An 18,052-nucleotide genomic window follows, 5' to 3' on the forward strand; every position below is an offset into this window, starting at 1 on the left:
TCAGTTACATAACGCTTTGCTTTTCGCAATATGCTTTTTCAAATACACAGTCGTCCCTTTGTTCACTTCCGACTCAACGATGACTTCGTCCATGAAGTTTTCCATAATGGTAAAGCCCATCCCTGACCGCTCGAGCTCGGGCTTTGTCGTAAACAACGGCTGGCGCGCTTCTTCGATGTCAGGAATGCCGACTCCTTCGTCTCTCACCGTCAAATGGACGACACCGTCTTCAATGATGACCGAAATGGAGACGATGCCGTTCGGATCGTTGTTGTAGCCGTGAATGATCGCGTTTGTCACCGCCTCAGAGACAACCGTTTTAATTTCCGTCAGTTCGTCCATCGTCGGGTCAAGCTGGGCGACGAACGCCGCCACGGTCACACGGGCGAACGATTCATTTTCGCTGCGGGCAGAAAATTGGAGGTGCATTTCGTTGCGCATTTACGCCACCCCCAATGCTTGCAAGGCGAATTGCTCATCCGCCTCAACGCGGATGATTTTAAACAGACCCGACATGTCAAACAGCCGTTTGACGGCCGGCGATACGGCGCATACAACCATCTGCCCGCCGACGTTTTTGATTTGTTTATAGCGTCCGAGAATGACGCCGAGGCCAGAGCTGTCCATGAACGTCAATTGTCCTAAATTGAGCACGATGTGGCGGATCGCTCGGTTTTCGAGCACATCCGTCACTTGTTCACGCAATTCTTCGGCTGTATGATGGTCAAGCTCCCCAGACAGGCGAACGATGAGCACGTCTTGCTTCACTTCCAAGTCGATCGCGAGACTCACAGCGTGTTCCCCCTTGTCCATTTCAGGATATGGAGACATTTCGCTGCTGTCCGCCCGAAATCCTGCCGCCCGACAAAACTAGTGGTCGTTCGCCAAAGAGAGCGAAAAGACCGCAAAACTTGACATTATCCCGCTTGCACGAAGCGGCCAAACACCCGCTTAAACAAGTCCCAAAAGCTCGCTTCTTCGACCGTTTGCTTGGCGACGATCGGGCTGTGCAAAATTTCTTTTCCATCCTGTTTTAAAATGAGGACGCCAAGCTCATCGCCTTTGCGAACGGGTGCTTTCACATTGTCTTTCACTTTAATCACTTTTTCGATCTGCTCGACCGACTGCCCTTTTTTCGTCAGCACCGACACCGGCTCCGACGTCACCGCTTCGACGGATGACCGTTTGCCTTTGCTTATGTTGACGCGGGCGACAGTTTCATTCCGTTTGTACACCGGGTGAGTTCGATATTGGGAAAACGCGTAATCGAGCATCTTCGTAATTTGCGCATTGCGCGATTTCGGCGTCGGCGCTCCAAACACAACAGCGATGACGCGCATGCCGTTCTTTTTCGCCGTGGCGGTCAAACAATATTTCGCTTCGGCTGTATATCCGGTTTTCAGGCCGTCAACGCCCGGATAAAATTTGACAAGCCGGTTCGTATTGACGAGCCAAAACTTTTTGTCCGTATTTTCGCGCAAATAGTCTTCGTATTTGCTCGTATATTTGGTAATATCTTCATATTTCAACAGTTCGCGCGCCATCATGGCCATATCATAAGCGCTGCTGTAGTGATGTTCCGCCGGCAGGCCGGTCGCATTGGCGAAATGGGTGTTTTTTAAGCCAAGCTGTTTCGCTTTTTCATTCATCATCTCGACAAATGCTTCTTCCGACCCGGCGATCTGCTCAGCCATAGCGACCGACGCGTCGTTGGCCGAACCGATGGCAATGCCGCGCAGCAGCTCATCGACGGTCATTTCCTCGCCCGGCTCGAGGAAAATTTGCGATCCACCCATTGACGCAGCGTATTCGCTCGCCCGCACTTTTTCATCGTAGGACAGCTTTCCTTCATCGATGGCTTCCATGACTAGCAGCATCGTCATAATTTTCGTCATGCTCGCCGGCGGCAATGGTTCATGGGCATTTTTTTCATACAATACTTTGCCGGTGTCGCGTTCAATCAAAATGGCTGATTTCGCCTCATCGGCCAGCTTCACTTTCGCCTCCTTCATCTCTTTCGCCTCGGCATGGGCAGAAAGAGGAAGAAAAAGAAGAAACGGCAATAAAAGAAGACGAGTGACTTTCGTTTTCATCTCCCAAACCTCCATTCTTTATACATGCCATTTTTTCCAGGCGAGATATTTTTATACAAAAAACAGCTCATTTTCCAAAAAACAAAAAAAAACGCCTGAAACACGCGTTTCAGGCGTCTTCTACTTGAACAACTGCTTTTTTCCTTGCGGATCGCCAGCGTCCCTCTCTATACGATGGTCTCATAAATGAGCGGCGGCCGAGCAACCGGCTGCGGCGACAGACGAATAGCCGCCTCGATCTTTTCTTTCACGTCAAGCACATCTGGCCGGTTGCTGTGAATCGTGGCGAGCGCTTCCCCTTTCTGCACGCGATCGCCGATTTTTTTATGGAGCACAATGCCGACCGCCAAATCGATCATGTCTTCTTTTTTCGCCCGGCCGGCGCCGAGCCACATGGCGGCCGTGCCGATGTCATCGGCGGCCATCTCGGCGACATAGCCGTCGGCAGCCGCCGTGACGGTCGACGTATAGGCCGCCTTTGGCAATTTATCCAGATCGTCGACGACCGATGCATCTCCACCTTGAGCGGCCAAAAACGTTTTGAACGCCGCGATGGCGGCCCCGCTGCGAATCGCCTCTTCAAGCAAACGGCGCGCCTCATCAAGCGATGGCGCCTTCTCCGCCAAATAGACCATATGGCTGCCGAGCGTCAAACAAAGTTCGGTTAAATCGTGCGGCCCGTTTCCTTTTAACGTTTCGATGGCCTCTTTCACTTCCAAGGCGTTGCCGACGGCATAGCCGAGCGGCTGGCTCATGTCAGAAATGACCGCCATCGTCCGGCGGCCGACGCGCTTGCCAATGTCGACCATCGCTCGAGCGAGCCGGCGCGCCTCGTCAAGTTTCTTCATAAACGCTCCGGCGCCCGTTTTCACATCCAAGACGATGGCATCAGCCCCAGCGGCGATTTTTTTGCTCATGATCGACGAGGCGATGAGCGGAATGCTGTTGACGGTCGCCGTCACATCGCGAAGCGCATATAGCTTTTTGTCAGCCGGTGTCAAATCGCCCGTTTGGCCGATAATGGCGATTCCGTTTTCATTCACGAGTCGAATGAACTCGTCTTTGCTGATCTCGACATGAAACCCGGGCACGGACTCGAGTTTGTCGATCGTGCCGCCCGTATGGCCGAGGCCGCGCCCAGACATTTTCGCCACCGGCACGCCGACAGAAGCGACAAGCGGCCCTAAAACGAGCGTCGTCGTATCGCCGACCCCGCCGGTCGAATGTTTATCGACTTTCACGCCGCGAATACTCGACAAATCGAGCATTTCGCCGGAGTGCACCATCGACATCGTCAGCGCGGCCGTTTCTTCCTCGGTCATGCCGCGGAAATAAATCGCCATCGCGAGCGCGCTCATTTGGTAATCGGGAATGTCCCCGTTTGTATACCCTCGGACGATCCACTCAATTTCTTCCTTCGTCAGCGCCTTTCCGTCGCGCTTTTTCGCAATCAAATCGACCATTCGCATCGCGATCACCTTTTTCGTTTTGATTTCGCCATTTCGGCGACAATCGCTTTCACAAACCGCAAAAAGTCCGTCTTCACCCGCTCGGCCGTTTCAACCACTTCGTCGTGGTGAAGCGGAGCATCCGACATCCCTGCAGCCATATTCGAAATGCACGAAATGCCGAGCACCTCAATGCCGCCGTGGCGGGCGACGATCACTTCCGGGACGGTCGACATGCCGACCGCATCGCCGCCGAGCGTACGAATCATGCGGATTTCCGCCGGCGTTTCGTACGACGGCCCCGTATTGGCGACATATACTCCTTCATGCACGCGAACGCCAAGTCTCGCCGCCGTTTCCTTGGCGAGCTCGCGCAGCCGCCGGCTGTACGCTTCCGTCATGTCCGGAAAGCGCGGACCAAGCTCCGGATCGTTCGGACCAATGAGCGGATTTGTGCCCAGCAAGTTGATATGGTCGGAAATGATCATGAAATCGCCGGGCTGGAACCGTTCGTTGATGCCGCCCGCAGCGTTTGTCACGATCAATTCACGGACGCCAAGCGCCTTCATCACCCGGACGGGAAACGTCACTTCCTGAAGCGAATACCCTTCATAATAATGAAACCGCCCTTGCATGGCGACAACGGTCGCCCCCTCAAGCCGCCCATATACGAGCCGTCCAGCGTGTCCTTCAACGGTCGACACTGGAAATCCGGGAATATCTTCATACGGAATGCGAACCGCCTCTTCGATTTCATCAGCGAGCACGCCGAGCCCCGAGCCGAGAATGAGACCGATTTCAGGCGGAGTTGGCATCAATGGGCGCAAATGACCGGCGGTTTTTTCAATCGCTTGTCGATCCATTCTTTTCCCCCTCATCGTTCTTTATGAAGTTAGGCCAAATCAGCCAAAAAGCTTGTTCCGTACGGCGGCCGGTTGACTTGGAAGTTATCCGCAATCGTTGCGCCGACATCGGCAAACGTCTCGCGGACTGGGAGCGGCTTGCCGCCGCGAAATCGCGGGCTGTACACCAAAAGCGGCACATATTCGCGCGTATGGTCGGTTCCGTGATGCACCGGGTCGTTGCCATGATCGGCCGTGATGATCAGCAAGTCGTCTTCTTTCAGACGCGGCAACACATCGGCGAGCCGGGCGTCAAACTCTTCGAGCGCATCGCCGTAACCTTTTGGGTCGCGGCGATGGCCGTATTTAGCGTCAAAATCGACGAGATTGACGAAACTCAACCCGGTAAAGTCCATGCCGAGCGTGTCGACGAGCTTATCCATTCCGTCCATATTGGATGTCGTTCGCAACGACTGGGTAACTCCTTCATTGTCGTAAATATCGGCGATCTTCCCGATGGCAATCACTTCATAACCGGCGTCTTTCAATTCATTCATCACCGTTTTGCCAAACGGCTTAAGCGCATAGTCGTGCCGGTTGGCGGTTCGCTCAAAATGGCCGGGTTTGCCGATGAACGGTCGGGCAATGACGCGCCCGACCATATACGGCTCGTCGCGCGTCAATTCACGAGCGATTTCGCAAATGCGGTACAATTCATCAAGCGGCACAACTTGTTCATGGGCGGCGATTTGCAAGACGGAGTCGGCTGATGTATAGACGATGATCGCCCCTGTTTTCATATGCTCTTCGCCAAGCTCTTCGATGATCGCTGTTCCGCTCGCCGGTTTGTTGCCGATCACGTTCCGGCCGGTGCGCCGCTCGAGCTCAGCGATCAATTCATCTGGGAACCCGTTCGGAAAGACGCGGAACGGCTTGTCGATGCGAAGGCCCATCAGCTCCCAATGGCCTGTCATCGTATCTTTTCCAGCCGATGCTTCCTTCATTTTTGTATAGTACGCGAGCGGTCGCTCGACTTTCGGCACCCCTTTGATCTCACGAATATGGCTTAGGCCGAGCTTCGCCATGTTCGGCATATAGAGGCCGCCGCGATACTCAGCGATATGGCCGAGCGTATCCGCTCCTTTGTCGTTGTATTTCTCGGCATCCGGCGCCTCGCCGATGCCGACTGAATCCATCACAATCAAAAAAACGCGCCGGTATGTCGTTTTCACATTCATTCCCCCTGCCTGCAATGAAAAATGGAGTCTCTTTCTATCGTTCCCGTATTTTCGCGAAAACACGCCTATGGCCAATTGGTCAGAAGTCTGACAACTAAAACGACAGGCAAGCGCCTAGCATACGGCAGCTGCTAGGCGCGCGGGTGGTACTGTTTGTACACGTCTTTTAGGCGCGTTTTCGTAACATGCGTATACATTTGCGTCGTCGAAATGTCGGCATGCCCAAGCAACTCTTGCACAGCGCGCAAATCGGCTCCGTTCTCAAGCAGATGCGTCGCAAACGAATGCCGAAGCGTATGCGGCGTCAATTCTTTTTCGATGCCGGCTTCTTTCGCGAGCCGCTTTAAAATTTTCCAAAACCCTTGCCGTGTCAACCGCTGGCCATAATGGTTCAAAAACAGCGCCTCCGTTGCCCGTCGTCGCGGATTGACAAGCTGCGGGCGCCCTCGCTCCAAATAGTGGGCAAGCGCTTCAATCGCCATGCGCCCGATCGGCACGATCCGCTCTTTCCGCCCTTTTCCATAGCAGCGGACAAACCCCATCGTCAAATGCACGTCGCTTAAGTTGAGCTGCACAAGCTCACTGACGCGCATGCCGGTCGCATACAACAGCTCCAGCATCGCCTTGTCGCGCAGCCCAAACGGTGTGCTCACTTGCGGCGCTGCAAGCAGCGCCTCGACTTCCTCGACCGACAGCACTTTCGGCAGCGTCCGTTCAAACTGCGGCGTTTCGATATGGACGGTCGGGTCTTGCGCCGCGATTTTCTCCCTTAGCAAAAACTGATGAAACGAACGGATCGACGCCAAATGGCGGGCGATCGTCCGCGCCGATTGCCCTTGTTCGCTTAAAAACTTTAAAAAATGGAGAATATGGAGGCGCTCCACTTCGCCCCACGCCTGAAGCTGCTCGACTTGGCGCAAATAGCGGACGTATTTTTTCAAATCGCGTTCATACGAAACGATCGTATTGTGCGCCAAATTCCGCTCCACCGTCAAATAATGCAGAAAATCTTTCAACTCGTATTCCAACGCTCTCTACTCCCCATCGCGATAAAAAAATAACAGCCGGTCGAGCCAACTTGGCGGCGCACTCTCCGCCGCCGATACTTTGACCGCCGATCCCTTCGGCTCATCGTATCGGTGGTAATACTCGTACTCGCGGTTAAACCATACAAGACTATAATAAAATAAAATGGTGCATCCCGTAAATAAAAGAAACACTTTCACCATTTGCCAAACGGTTTTCATGGCATCCTCCCTATCAGCTGCTTGTCAGCTTGCTAGTATGAGGATATGCCATTTGTTTCGTTGTTTATACGCAAAAAACCTTTCCCGTTGGAAAAGGTTTTTATTTTTCTTCATGCTTTTGCTGGCAACGGTGACAAATGCCGTGGAACGTCAAACGATGGTCTTTAATTTTAAATTTCCACTTCTCCTCAACAATCGCTTCGACATCCTCAAGCAAATCTTCTTGAATTTCCGCCACCGATCCGCATTCCAAGCAGATGAGGTGGTGATGGAAATGGGCCGCTCCTTCCTTGCGGAGGTCATAGCGCGACACCCCGTCCCCGAAATTGATTTTATCGACAATTTTCAGCTCGGTTAACAGCTCGAGCGTCCGGTAAACGGTCGCCAACCCGATTTCTGGGGATTTTTCTTTCACGAGGAGGTAGACGTCTTCCGCGCTTAAATGGTCTTCTTCATGTTCAAGCAGGACTCTTACCGTCGCTTCCCGCTGCGGCGTTAACTTGTAACCCGCCGAATGCAGCTGCTTCTTGATTCGTTCCACACGATCTTCCATCTTTTCATTCCTCCCTCGCCATTCACCCATCATTATAACAAATGCACGAGGGAAGTATCAAAGTAAAATCACTATTATGAAGAAATGATAATGGTTATTATATAATATTCATTATGATTAAACTCATTGTCCATTGAACCGCCTGTTTCATCAATGCCGGCGAAAGATATGCCTCGACCGCTGAGGAAAGAAGCAACCCAAGGGCGACAGCCGCCATCGCCGCTGCGTAGCGCATCACCATCGGAAACATCGATCCATGCGGCCGCTTCATAAACTGGTTGCGCACCATGTGCAAGGAAAACGAAATCGAAATGACGCCCATGACGATCATGAGTGGAATGGCCACCAAATTTTGCGGCATGATGGACACAAACGACAAAAGAAACCCGCGCCAACCCATTTGGTTGACTAAAAAGCCAACCGTAAAGCCGACGACGACGCCTTTGAAAAACAGCAAAACAAGAATGATCGGCAAGCCAATGACAGAAATGCCAAGCACCCACATCAGCGCGGTATATTTGACGTTGTGCATATAGCTTTGCCGGAACATATCATGGGCGCTTGCGATATTGTCTTTTGACACTTGTCCAAAAAATTGCGTCAAGTAATAGTACAAGTCTTGCTTTTGACTGAAACCGAGGCTGTTGACGACAATGGCGCCGAAAATGACGCCCATGAGAAACAGGACGATGACAAACACATACAGCGAAGCATGTTCACGCCAATGGACAGCGATAGCCGATTTCAGCGGATGGGTTCTCATTGTGCTTCGTCCTCCTACTTTGTCTCTTAGTAGATTGTATGTCCATCCGCTTTCGGTATGACTGTTTTTCTAAAAGGCTGGTGATGGAATGAAAAAGCAGCTCAACACCGACGTGTGACCAACTCCACGGGCGGCACGCCGCCTCGGTCCATTGGCGCATGGCTGGGCTGGGCCAAGCAGCACGCACGGCATGATGATGAACGGCAGGAGCGCTGCCCGAGTGGTTACCCCTCCCGCACTTTCCCGTATCTCCCACCGCCCCCGGCCTCGATATGGAGCGCACCGCTACGGGCAAGGACGATCAGTTGGGCCAACTTTTCTCCCACCGTCTCCGCGATCTCTTCCTCCGCCGCCTCATGAAGAACGCTCATTTCCGTGCCAAAACGGGCGAGCAGCTTTTCATACGCTTTTGGACCAAGGCCGGGGATGAATTCAAGCGGCACTTGATAAATGTACGGCGGCCGTTTCGGCCTGCGTTCCGCCGTTTTCAGCTCCGCCAGCCTGTCAAACACGCCTTTCACGAAGCGATGATGGCCGCATGCCGCACAGCTGTCGACGTCCGGTGCAGCCGGCGCAAGGCAGCGCTCGCACACTGTCTGGTGATATTTTCCGAGTTTGGGATTTAAACCGTAGTTGGCGACAATCGCGCGCCCGTCTTCACCGCGCAGCGCTTTTTCAAATTCGGCAAACGTCGGGGCGGCGAGCCGCACTTCTTCATATTCACGGGCGATTTTCCGCAGCGAATGGGCATCGGAATTCGTCAAGTACGGGTAGCGATGCAATTCGGCGATCTGGTCCGCCATCGCCGTGTCGGCGCTTAACCCAAGTTCAATGGCATCAATCCAATCCGGGTCAAACACTTCTGTCAGGCTGTGCTTGACCCCTTTTCCGTACAAGCTTTTAAACGGGGTGAACGCGTGCGCGGGAATGAACCAGCCGCCCTGCTCTTTCGCGGCAGCTTGCAGTTCACGGCCGGACACGTAAATGCGCTGCGAACTGAGCGACACGTTCTTTACCCGTTTGCCAAGCCAGCCGGAAAACGTGCGCATCGTCTGCACAGTCGGCAAAAAAACGAGCACGTGGATCGGTCCATGGCAATGGTCGTCATATACTTCGATTTCACTGCCTAACAAAAGCGTCACCTTCCCGGCGCTGACGCCGCCCCCCTCATGTTCGCGCCAACCGTGCTTCTCCACTGCCCGCTCGAGCTCGTCCAGCACTTCGGGCACATGGCTGTCAATGACACCGACGAGGTCGATCCCTTTCACCTCAGCCGCCTCATGCAAGATGTTCTCAAGCGTCAACGTGCGCGCCCCCGTAATTTTCACCGGGCGGCCCGAGGCGGTGCGGCCGATGTGAATATGTAAATCAGCGTAATAACGGCCGAGGCCGCCCGCGTGTGTTTGATCAGGCATTTTGCTCCCCTAGCGCGCGGCGCAGCTGCAAATATTGCAAGGCGTATGCCGTTTTCGCATCGTAAATGTCGCGTTGTTCGAGCATCGCAAGCGCCTCCTCCAATGTCACTTCCAACAGTTCGACAAATTCATCTTCATCCAAACCGGCGCCGTCCTCCGCTTTTTCCAGCCCCTCGGCGACATACAAATGGATGAGCTCATCGGCAAACCCTGGGGATGTATAAAAGGACATGAGATGGCGCATCGATTGGGCGCGGTAGCCGGTTTCTTCTTCGAGCTCGCGGTGTGCGGAAGCGAGCGGCTCTTCCCCATGTTCTAGCTTGCCCGCCGGAATCTCGACTAATGCGCGCTCCAACGCTTTTCGATACTGGCGGACAAGAACGATTTTCCCATCCGGCAACAGCGGCAGCACCGCCACCGCGCCCGGGTGCTTGACCACCTCGCGCCGGCTCGTTTTCCCATTTGGCAACTCGACTTCCTCGATATACAAGTCAATGATGCGGCCGCTGAACAGCTTCTCTCTGCGGATTGTTTTTTCATACAGCTCCATGTTCATTCTCCCCTATCAAATTGGATCGATTCTTTTCCATTGTACTACATGTTTGGCCATTTTTTCGCTTCCGTTGTACAATGAACATATCATCATCGATCGCGAAAGGAGGCGCAAAACATGAACAAACGCCGCATCGGCACATCGGACTTGTATGTGAGCGAAATCGGCCTTGGCTGCATGTCGCTCGGCACTGATGAAAACCATGCCATCTATCTCATCCATGAAGCATTGGAGCGCGGCATCAACTACTTGGATACAGCCGATTTATACGACCGCGGCTTAAACGAGGAATTTGTCGGCAAAGCGGTGAAAGGAAAACGCGACCAAGTCATCATCGCGACAAAAGTCGGCAACCGTTGGCGCCGAGACGGAAGCGGCTGGGACTGGGATCCGTCAAAAGCCTATATCAAACAAGCGGTCAAAGAAAGCCTGCGCCGCCTGCAAACGGACTACATTGACTTATACCAGCTCCACGGCGGCACGATCGACGACCCGATCGATGAGACGATTGAAGCGTTCGAAGAGCTGAAGCAAGAAGGCGTCATCCGTTGGTACGGCATCTCCTCGATCCGCCCAAACGTCATTCGCGAATATGTGAAGCGCTCGAACATTGTCAGCGTCATGATGCAATACAGCTTGCTCGACCGCCGCCCGGAAGAATGGTTTCCGCTTCTTCGCGAACACAACATCAGCGTGATCGCCCGCGGCCCGGTCGCAAAAGGCTTGCTCACGAGCCGCCCGCTTGAGCAGGCGGGCAGCGCGGTGAAACAACACGGCTACCTCGATTATTCGTATGAAGAACTGCAGGCGCTCATCCCGAAGCTGAAGGAAAAAACGGCCGGACGCCGGTCCTTGACCGCGACCGCGCTGCAATTTTGCTTGTATGACCCGGTCGTTGCCGCCGTCATCCCGGGCGCCAGCCGCCTTGAACAGCTTGAGGAAAACGTCGCCGCTGCGTCAGCCCCGCCGCTTGACCGCACTGAATACGAATGGCTGAAACAAGCGACAAAACGCTCGGTGTATGAAGCGCACCGATAAGCGCCGGAATCGCCATCGTGCTTCATCCTATTTCGCGCTGGAGACTCCCACTTCAACGACCAAAGGGAGTAAGTGGTAGGGGAATGCGTGTTCCCCCCTTTCTTTTGTGGTATGATAGAATAAAGACGTGGAGAAAACCGTTCAATAAAGGCACTCCCATAACGGCTGCTCGATGGATGGAGTTGGTTGCAGGAAACATTGCAACCGTAAAACATCGAGCGTAGGTCTGTCTGTTGTGTGTGGAAGCCAAGTACTGCCAACAGACACACCGAGAGAATCGGTAACGATGCAGGCATGACCTGCGTCGTTGGGCAGTCGTCAACCTGCCCCCTGATGCAACCCCAAGTCAAGGAAGGAGGACGAAGTCCGTTTGCACTTCTGGGGAGTTGCAAGCCCCCACTTCAAGCGTTCGCGAAGTGGGGGTAGTTGACTCCGACGCCTATGGCCGGCATCAACCGCAGGCTGTACGCAGCCTCTATTCCCTGCCTATGTACGTCACTGAACTTGCCGGCGGCCATGGCGCTGACAAGAGGCAAAACGAAAAAACAAACCAAAAGAGCCCGACGGCTGCCAATGTCCGTTACGGGCTCTTTTTTCCAAATGGACCGGCCGCTCCCACAAAAGTCGATCCATCCTCTTCCACATACCGATTCCTCGCCGCCCCCAACCCGAACGCCATCATGGCCGCACAAACGACCAACAACATGCCAAGCGGAGCGGTAAACCGTCCGGCCGCATCATACAATACGCCAAACAACGGCGGACCGGAAGCGGCAAGCAAGTAGCCGACCGATTGCGCCATGGCGGACAATTGGGCGGCGGCGAGCGGATGGCGCGTCCGCAGCGTAAACAGCATCATCGCCAGCGAAAACGCCATGCCGGCGCCGATGCCGGCAACAAGCGCCCCCGCCCACAGCCACCACCCTTGCCCGCCGAAAAAGACAAGCGTCCCAGCTCCCATGCAAAGCACAGCTGAACCAATCAGCACCTTTTGATTGTCCATCCGCTCCGCGAGCATCGGAGAGACGAACATCATCGGCAGCTGGGCAAACTGAAAGAAAAAGAGCAGCCATCCGGCCGCCCCGGCGGCCAACCCCTTGCTTTGTCCAAGCTCCGGAAGCCAAGTGACGACGCAGTAAAAGAAAAACGATTGCAATCCCATAAACAACGTCACTTGCCAGGCGAGCCATGACCGCCAAAGCGTTGAGCGGCGGCTTCCGGACGGCGCGCCGTCCGGCTCCTGGCGGCGCGCTTGCGGCAGCCAAACGAAAAGCGCCAAAGCCGCCAACAATGCCCAAAAGCGAAGCGCCCCTTGCCAGCCAAGCCCCCAGTCATCCGCAAGCGGAACGGCGATCCCGGAAGCGAACGCCGCGCTCATGTTCATCGTCACTGTATAAATGCCCATCATGAAACCAACCCGTTCGGGAAACGACTCTTTCACCAGCGCCGGCAGCAAGACGTTGTCCACCGCAATGGATGCACCGATCAGCACCGTGCCGGCAAACAGCCAGCCAACGCCGGAGAGCGGCCGGAGAAGCTCGCCAACGAGCAAAACGATCAACGAAAAAAAGAGCGTCCGCTTCATCCCGAACCGGCGGGCGAGAGCCGCTGCCGCCGGCGCCAGCAAGGCGAACGCCATAAGCGGAATTGTCGTCAACGCCCCGGCGGCCGCGTAGGAAAGGCCAAGCCCCCGCTGCAAATCAGGCACGAGCGGGCCGACCGTCGTAAGCGGCGCGCGCAAATTGACGGCCAACGCGACGACCGCTCCGGCCGTCCAGAATGGAAAAGAAGAGGGGCGCGCCGCTGCCGCATTCGATTTCATCGTCCATCCCCTCCGCTACTTAAATTTCCGCCAGTCTAGCTCGCTTTCCTCAAGCAGCTCGGCAAACGATTTCTGTTCCTCGCGGCGGCGCGCTTCCTCGCGGCGCCGCGCTTCCTCTGCCGCCCGACGCCGCTGTTCTTCCTCGGCAAGCACCCGCTTTTTCTCAAGCAGCTTCGCTTCCACCGCGGCGCCAAGCCGGTCGGCGATCGTCAAAGCCTCCGTCCCTTGCTCTTTTTTTCGCCCGATCTTCTTCATCATGTCCGCCCCCTTGCATAACAATCGTTCATTTGTCAAACGATACAACTACACGACAAAGAAAAGGAGAGATGATGGATGGCGAAAAACCGCGCCCAAAAAGGAAAACCGTCCGCTGATACGGTCAAGCCGGTGATCGCAAAAGAAGAGCTGGAAAAAGCAACCCACCCGACCAAGCGGCAAAACAGTCCTCAATGACATAGAAATGGCATATGCGGATTTTTATAGAAAGGGGCGCCCTGCAGCCCAAACCGGCTTTCAGGGCATCCCCTTTACAACACTTCGGTGATGTGCGGCATATGCTCGCCAAGCCAAGCAATGGCCGACTCAAGCGTCGGAAACTCTTTCGTTTCAAACGTCATTTCGTTTTGCAGCAGCCAGACGTCTTTCGCCTCATGATACGGGCCGGCGACCGACCAATGAAGCAAGCTGTACGGATCGTTTTCATGGGTGAACGACACCCATGTTTTTTGCTTCGCCGTCTTTGCGAGCTGCTCTAACTTACCGTTCATCGCCGGATTTCACCTCAACAAGCGGCATATGACCATTCAACGTTTGCCCTGGGCTTTTGAGCTGAAAAACGGTCGTTCCCGGCTTGACGTCAATCGTCATCGCTTCATCAAAAAAGATGAGCCGCGACCGTTCCACGAGCACCGGCACGAAATTCGTTTCGACGGCCCAATCATCGTCATCGGCCTTGTCGACAAGCCATAGCGCCGGCACGCCGTCGACCAAACAGCCGCAGCCGTCCGTGTCAAACGCCAGCTTTAACTGCCGTTCGGATTGCGCTACAATAGAGGCAAGCGCCCGTTTGGCTGCATCCGTAAACGTGATCGATACACTCATGCCTGACTCCTTTTTCCTTATTGATTTTCCTTTTCATTTTACCTGCCAACACGCGAAACTGTCAAAGCAAAGGAGGAACAAGCGATGGCAAACGTGCAAATCAAAGTGAATGACAACGGTTCGCTGCGCGTCACCGGCGATGTGGAACTGCTCGATGGAGAAGGAAAGCCGTTTGTGACGAAACAAACGTTTTCGCTCTGTCGGTGCGGGCTGTCGAACAATAAACCGTTTTGTGACGGTTCACATAAAGGCCGATTCCAATCGGTCGTCCGCGCCCCGTCGCCGGAATCGAGCGAATCGTAACGAACGGCCGTTTCTTCCCAGCCAACAGGCAAGGACGTCTTTGCACAAGTTTCATAACGGACGGTGAAATCGATGAATGAACGTTGGCTGCAAAAACAAGCGCGCAACTGTCTGCGGCATTACGGCTACGATGATGACATGATGCCGCTTGACGAAGACGACTGGCGCGAGCTTTGCGCCCGCATTGCCGCCGCCAAAGAGAGGCAGCCAAACGCGGACATCTATGAACTTGTCCATGACGCCGTCTACCGGTTCATCGCCGGTTCTTGACCCGACTTGTGTCAAATGCCCCTAATGAGAAAGAAAAGCGGCGCTGCGATTGTAAAAGGGTGTCCCACAGGCTCGGGACACCCTCTCGTATTCCATAGACGCAAAACGATCAAACAACATGACCGTTTTCGACCAGCTTCTTTGACTTACTTTTGGAAAAACGCCCGTTTCGCCACCTTTTCCACCAAACCCGGCGCAAGGCGATACAGCCGGCTGCCGAGATCCATCCAGCGCGGCATGTTCACTTCGCGCGTTGGCGTCATCATCGCGGCAACAACGCGCTTCGCCACCGCCTCCGGCCTTAACATCCAACGCGAGACATTGCGCACATACTCTCCCGATTCATCAGCGGCCGAAAAAAAGTTCGTCTCCACCGGCCCCGGATTGACGGCCGTGACAAAAACGCCAAAGCGCCCCGCCTCGAGGCGGAGGCTGTCAGTAAAGCCGATGACGGCATGTTTCGTCGCGGAATAGACGCTCGACTTCGGCGTCGCGATTTTGCCGGCTTGCGACGCAATGTTGATAATATGACCGCTTCCTCTCTCTTTCATATGCGAATACACCGCCTTCGTACAGGCGATGAGGCCGAAGACGTTGACGGCAAACATCCTCTCCATTTCATCCAAGTCGATGTCCTCGACATAGCGAAAGACGCCAAACCCGGCGTTGTTGACCAACACATCGATCGCGCCAAGATCCGCAATGAGCTGGGAAACAACCGCCTCGATCATGCCGCGGTCGCTGACATCAAGCGATGCATACGGGGCGCGAATACCGGTTTGCGCTTCGATCCGCGCGCTCGCTTCTTTCAGCCTTTCTTCACTGCGCGCCAAGAGCACCGGCACCGCCCCTTGGCGCGCCGCTTCATAGGCGATTTGCTCGCCAATTCCTCCCGACGCTCCGGTAATGACGACATGGCGCCCCTTCAGCCGCACACCGACACCCCCACCGCTTCGTAGACGTATCGGCCGGCTTCCTGCTTTTTCGTCACATACCCGTTCGCCTCGAGATAATCAAGCTGGCCGATCGTCTCTGACATCGTCAGCATGAGCTGGCGTTCGTAAGCCGTTGGGAACAGCTTTTGACAAACGTCAAACACCGTATGCGGGCGTTCTTTCACCATTTCGAGCACCCGCTCGGCGCGCTGGCGCTGCTTATCGAGCCGCTCGCGAACGAGCGCCGGAATATCGGTCGCATCGTCGCCATGGCCGTTTAACGAGCGAACGATGTCGTATTGCAGCATTTTTTGCAGCGACTCGTTGTACTGCAACAACGGTTTCGGCCGTCCCGTCTCCCCTTCCGCCGGCGGCTCCATCATTGGATTCGGGGAAATATGAACAAGCAAATGATCGCCTCCGATCAGCAACCCATCCGCCTCGCGGTAGAGGGCGATATGGCTTTGCGCATGCCCCGGCGTTTCGATGACCTGCCACCCGGGCATCCCCGGCACCGCGTCCCCTTCCGTCACCATGATGTCAAGCCCGCGCCGGCTTGCATATCGAAGCGATCCGCCTTCTTTGGACAGCTGACTGAACAAGCGGCGGTCAACGCCGCATTCCGTAAAAAATTCTTGAAAAAATTGGACGTACCGTTCCATAAACGAACGTTCACGGCGCAAAAACGGATCGGCTTTCGGATGGCCGATGATCGGCGCATGCGGAAAATAATCAAGCAAGCCGACATGATCCGGATGATGATGAGTAATGACGATTTGTTCAATATCCTGCGGCGCATAACCGATCTCGCCAAGCTGCTTCACAAACAGCTGCCATGCCTGCTCTGTTTTCACTCCGGCATCGACCAGTGTCAACCGATCGCCGGCGATCACGTACATATGCACATCGCCGACCGGAAACGGCGTCGGCACCGTGATCCGATACACTCGTTCTTCGTTCATTGCGTTCCCTTCTTTCCCAAAGTTCATGAACCATCCCGTTCGAACCGTTTCATTAGGCAAAATGAATAATGATTCATTATATTTTATTTTACAGTTTACACTGATTTCATCCATTTGTCATGCCTTTTTCTTCCGCACGACGAAATTGCAAAAAAATTCGTTCTCCTCTCTTGACAACCGTGCTCGTCCCGCGGCATAATGACTAATAACATCACGGATACGGCAAACCGGCGATGAACAGGGCCAGTAAACCGCAAACGGCACCAGAGAGCGAAGCCCGCGGCTGGAAGGCTTTGCGGCCCTCTTTGCGGTTGAACCTACCCTAGGAGCTGTTAGGCCAACCTAAACGCCTCCCCGGCGTTATCGGGGCAGAGTCGGGCCTGTTTGGCGCTTGGGCCAAATCGGGCCAAAAAAGGTGGTACCGCGGAAACGAAGGTTTTCCGTCCTTTTGCAGGACGGGAAACCTTTTTCTTTTGGATGGATACACCAAGGCAAGGAGGAGTGGAATGATGAACAACGAACGAACGATCGCGCTCATCGGCGCCGGCTCGATGGCGGAAGCGCTCATCGCCGGCATGACGAAAGCGTTTTGCCATCCGGCGCACATTGTCGTCGCCAACCGACGAAACCGCCCCCGTCTTGAGGAACTGGCGCGTCAATACGGTGTTGGCACGGCGGATTGCGCGCAAGAAGCCGTCAAACAAGCGGATATCATCATTTTGGCGATGAAACCGAAAGACGTCGCCGAAGCCATGAACGCCATCGCACCATCCATCCGGTCCGATCATCTTATTCTTTCGCTGTTGGCCGGCGTGACAACGGAAACGATCGAACGGCTCGCCGGGCGCAACATCCCTGTCGTGCGCGCCATGCCAAACACATCCGCCGCCGTCGGTTTGTCGGCGACCGCCATCGCCGGCGGCCGCTTCGCCGCGAAAGAACATCTTGAGGTCGCCAAACAGCTGTTTGAAACGGTCGGCATCGTCGCTGTTGTGCCGGAGAAGGACTTGCATGCGGTCACCGGCCTGTCCGGAAGCGGTCCGGCGTATGTGTATTACTTGGTCGAAGCGATGGAAAAAGCGGCGGCCGACATCGGCCTTGAGCGAGATGTCGCCAAACGGCTCATTTTGCAAACGATCATCGGCGCAGCCGAGATGCTAAAAGCGTCCGACAAACATCCATCCGTCTTGCGCCGCGAAGTGACAAGTCCAGGCGGCACGACCGAAGCCGGCATTGGCGTGCTTGAGCAATACCGGTTCCAAGAAGCGGTCATCGCCTGCATCCGAAGGGCGACGGCCCGCTCCGAAGAGCTCGGCAGCGCTCTTCTCGCTGCCATCGCCGAAGCGTAAAGAGCGGACCTCCGGAGCGCGCCGCTCCTTTTCCCGCCTAGCCCGAACACGGCGACAATCCGTTTTATTTTGTTTTTGATAAGCAGCGTGCTATCATTCAGTAATGAACCATTCATTGGC

22 protein-coding genes are annotated in these 18,052 nt (G+C 54.8%); 4 read left to right on the forward strand and 18 right to left on the reverse strand.

Translation table 11 applies throughout. From position 1 onward, the window contains the following. The 12 genes from spoIIAB to GHH_RS11845 all read right to left on the reverse strand — a co-directional run bounded on the left by spoIIAB (position 1) and on the right by GHH_RS11845 (position 10,149). The gene (gene spoIIAB / locus GHH_RS11790) at positions 1 to 441 is read right to left on the reverse strand and encodes an anti-sigma F factor (RefSeq protein ID WP_011231791.1); all 441 of its coding nucleotides are present in this window, start codon (positions 439 to 441) and stop codon (positions 1 to 3) included. Continuing rightward, positions 442 to 792 carry an anti-sigma F factor antagonist gene (gene spoIIAA, locus GHH_RS11795; protein ID WP_011231792.1) on the reverse strand — a complete coding sequence of 117 codons (351 nt, stop codon included), beginning with the start codon at positions 790 to 792 and terminating at the stop codon, positions 442 to 444. Between the two features lie 125 nt (positions 793 to 917). Further along, complete coding sequence (locus tag GHH_RS11800) at positions 918 to 2,093, reverse strand: D-alanyl-D-alanine carboxypeptidase family protein (RefSeq protein ID WP_011231793.1); 1,176 nt, start codon at positions 2,091 to 2,093, stop codon at positions 918 to 920. Between the two features lie 167 nt (positions 2,094 to 2,260). Further along, a complete protein-coding gene (locus GHH_RS11805; protein ID WP_015375318.1) occupies positions 2,261 to 3,562 on the reverse strand; it encodes a pyrimidine-nucleoside phosphorylase in 1,302 nt (433 codons plus the stop codon). A 5-nt stretch (positions 3,563 to 3,567) separates the two neighbouring features. Further along, positions 3,568 to 4,404, reverse strand: a complete 837-nt coding sequence (locus tag GHH_RS11810) for a purine-nucleoside phosphorylase (RefSeq protein ID WP_011231795.1) — start codon at positions 4,402 to 4,404, stop codon at positions 3,568 to 3,570. A gap of 29 nt (positions 4,405 to 4,433) precedes the next feature. Beyond that, positions 4,434 to 5,621 (reverse strand): phosphopentomutase, encoded by a 1,188-nt coding sequence (deoB, locus tag GHH_RS11815; protein ID WP_011231796.1) that lies wholly within the window; start codon positions 5,619 to 5,621, stop codon positions 4,434 to 4,436. A 131-nt stretch (positions 5,622 to 5,752) separates the two neighbouring features. Next, on the reverse strand, positions 5,753 to 6,649 hold the full coding sequence (gene xerD / locus GHH_RS11820; RefSeq protein ID WP_011231797.1) for a site-specific tyrosine recombinase XerD: 897 nt from the start codon (positions 6,647 to 6,649) through the stop codon (positions 5,753 to 5,755). 6 nt (positions 6,650 to 6,655) lie between these two features. Beyond that, on the reverse strand, positions 6,656 to 6,868 hold the full coding sequence (locus tag GHH_RS11825) for a YqzK family protein (protein ID WP_011231798.1): 213 nt from the start codon (positions 6,866 to 6,868) through the stop codon (positions 6,656 to 6,658). A gap of 100 nt (positions 6,869 to 6,968) precedes the next feature. Continuing rightward, positions 6,969 to 7,421, reverse strand: coding sequence for a Fur family transcriptional regulator (locus GHH_RS11830; protein WP_011231799.1), 453 nt, complete (start codon positions 7,419 to 7,421; stop codon positions 6,969 to 6,971). Between the two features lie 97 nt (positions 7,422 to 7,518). Continuing rightward, positions 7,519 to 8,184 carry a stage II sporulation protein M gene (gene spoIIM, locus GHH_RS11835; RefSeq protein ID WP_013144830.1) on the reverse strand — a complete coding sequence of 222 codons (666 nt, stop codon included), beginning with the start codon at positions 8,182 to 8,184 and terminating at the stop codon, positions 7,519 to 7,521. Positions 8,185 to 8,408: 224 nt separating this feature from the next. Further along, on the reverse strand, positions 8,409 to 9,599 hold the full coding sequence (locus tag GHH_RS11840) for a TIGR00375 family protein (protein ID WP_015375320.1): 1,191 nt from the start codon (positions 9,597 to 9,599) through the stop codon (positions 8,409 to 8,411). After that, positions 9,592 to 10,149, reverse strand: a complete 558-nt coding sequence (locus GHH_RS11845; protein ID WP_015375321.1) for an NUDIX domain-containing protein — start codon at positions 10,147 to 10,149, stop codon at positions 9,592 to 9,594. Before GHH_RS11845 ends, GHH_RS11840 begins: the two co-directional genes overlap by 8 nt. A 120-nt stretch (positions 10,150 to 10,269) precedes the next feature. Between GHH_RS11845 and GHH_RS11850 the strand changes: the two genes are divergently transcribed. Further along, the gene (locus tag GHH_RS11850) at positions 10,270 to 11,190 is read left to right on the forward strand and encodes an aldo/keto reductase (protein ID WP_015375322.1); all 921 of its coding nucleotides are present in this window, start codon (positions 10,270 to 10,272) and stop codon (positions 11,188 to 11,190) included. 580 nt (positions 11,191 to 11,770) lie between these two features. Here GHH_RS11850 and GHH_RS11855 read toward each other — a convergent pair. The 4 genes from GHH_RS11855 to GHH_RS11870 form a co-directional block, all read right to left on the reverse strand. Further along, on the reverse strand, positions 11,771 to 13,012 hold the full coding sequence (locus GHH_RS11855) for an MFS transporter (protein WP_015375323.1): 1,242 nt from the start codon (positions 13,010 to 13,012) through the stop codon (positions 11,771 to 11,773). A gap of 15 nt (positions 13,013 to 13,027) precedes the next feature. Then, positions 13,028 to 13,270: a YqkE family protein gene (locus GHH_RS11860; protein ID WP_015375324.1), complete on the reverse strand. Its 243-nt coding sequence runs from the start codon at positions 13,268 to 13,270 to the stop codon at positions 13,028 to 13,030. Between the two features lie 269 nt (positions 13,271 to 13,539). After that, the gene (locus tag GHH_RS11865; protein ID WP_015375326.1) at positions 13,540 to 13,779 is read right to left on the reverse strand and encodes a YqkC family protein; all 240 of its coding nucleotides are present in this window, start codon (positions 13,777 to 13,779) and stop codon (positions 13,540 to 13,542) included. Further along, a complete protein-coding gene (locus GHH_RS11870) occupies positions 13,769 to 14,113 on the reverse strand; it encodes an iron-sulfur cluster biosynthesis family protein (RefSeq protein WP_015375327.1) in 345 nt (114 codons plus the stop codon). Before GHH_RS11870 ends, GHH_RS11865 begins: the two co-directional genes overlap by 11 nt. Before the next feature lie 84 nt (positions 14,114 to 14,197). Between GHH_RS11870 and GHH_RS11875 the strand changes: the two genes are divergently transcribed. Together GHH_RS11875 and GHH_RS11880 are read left to right on the forward strand one after the other, a co-directional pair. Then, positions 14,198 to 14,416, forward strand: coding sequence for a CDGSH iron-sulfur domain-containing protein (locus GHH_RS11875; RefSeq protein ID WP_012820666.1), 219 nt, complete (start codon positions 14,198 to 14,200; stop codon positions 14,414 to 14,416). A gap of 72 nt (positions 14,417 to 14,488) precedes the next feature. Further along, positions 14,489 to 14,686 (forward strand): YqzH family protein, encoded by a 198-nt coding sequence (locus GHH_RS11880; RefSeq protein WP_015375328.1) that lies wholly within the window; start codon positions 14,489 to 14,491, stop codon positions 14,684 to 14,686. 146 nt (positions 14,687 to 14,832) lie between these two features. Here GHH_RS11880 and GHH_RS11885 read toward each other — a convergent pair whose 3' ends face one another. Beyond that, the gene (locus GHH_RS11885) at positions 14,833 to 15,621 is read right to left on the reverse strand and encodes an SDR family oxidoreductase (RefSeq protein ID WP_015375329.1); all 789 of its coding nucleotides are present in this window, start codon (positions 15,619 to 15,621) and stop codon (positions 14,833 to 14,835) included. Beyond that, a complete protein-coding gene (locus GHH_RS11890; RefSeq protein WP_015375330.1) occupies positions 15,612 to 16,583 on the reverse strand; it encodes an MBL fold metallo-hydrolase in 972 nt (323 codons plus the stop codon). The genes GHH_RS11885 and GHH_RS11890 overlap by 10 nt, the downstream gene beginning before the upstream one ends. 509 nt (positions 16,584 to 17,092) lie before the next feature. On the opposite strand from GHH_RS11890, the gene proI reads away from it, so the two are divergent. Further along, positions 17,093 to 17,932, forward strand: coding sequence for a pyrroline-5-carboxylate reductase ProI (gene proI / locus GHH_RS11895; RefSeq protein ID WP_015375331.1), 840 nt, complete (start codon positions 17,093 to 17,095; stop codon positions 17,930 to 17,932). Positions 17,933 to 18,052 lie beyond the last annotated feature (120 nt).

The organism is Geobacillus sp. GHH01 (genome assembly GCF_000336445.1).
GTDB lineage: Bacteria > Bacillota > Bacilli > Bacillales > Anoxybacillaceae > Geobacillus > Geobacillus zalihae.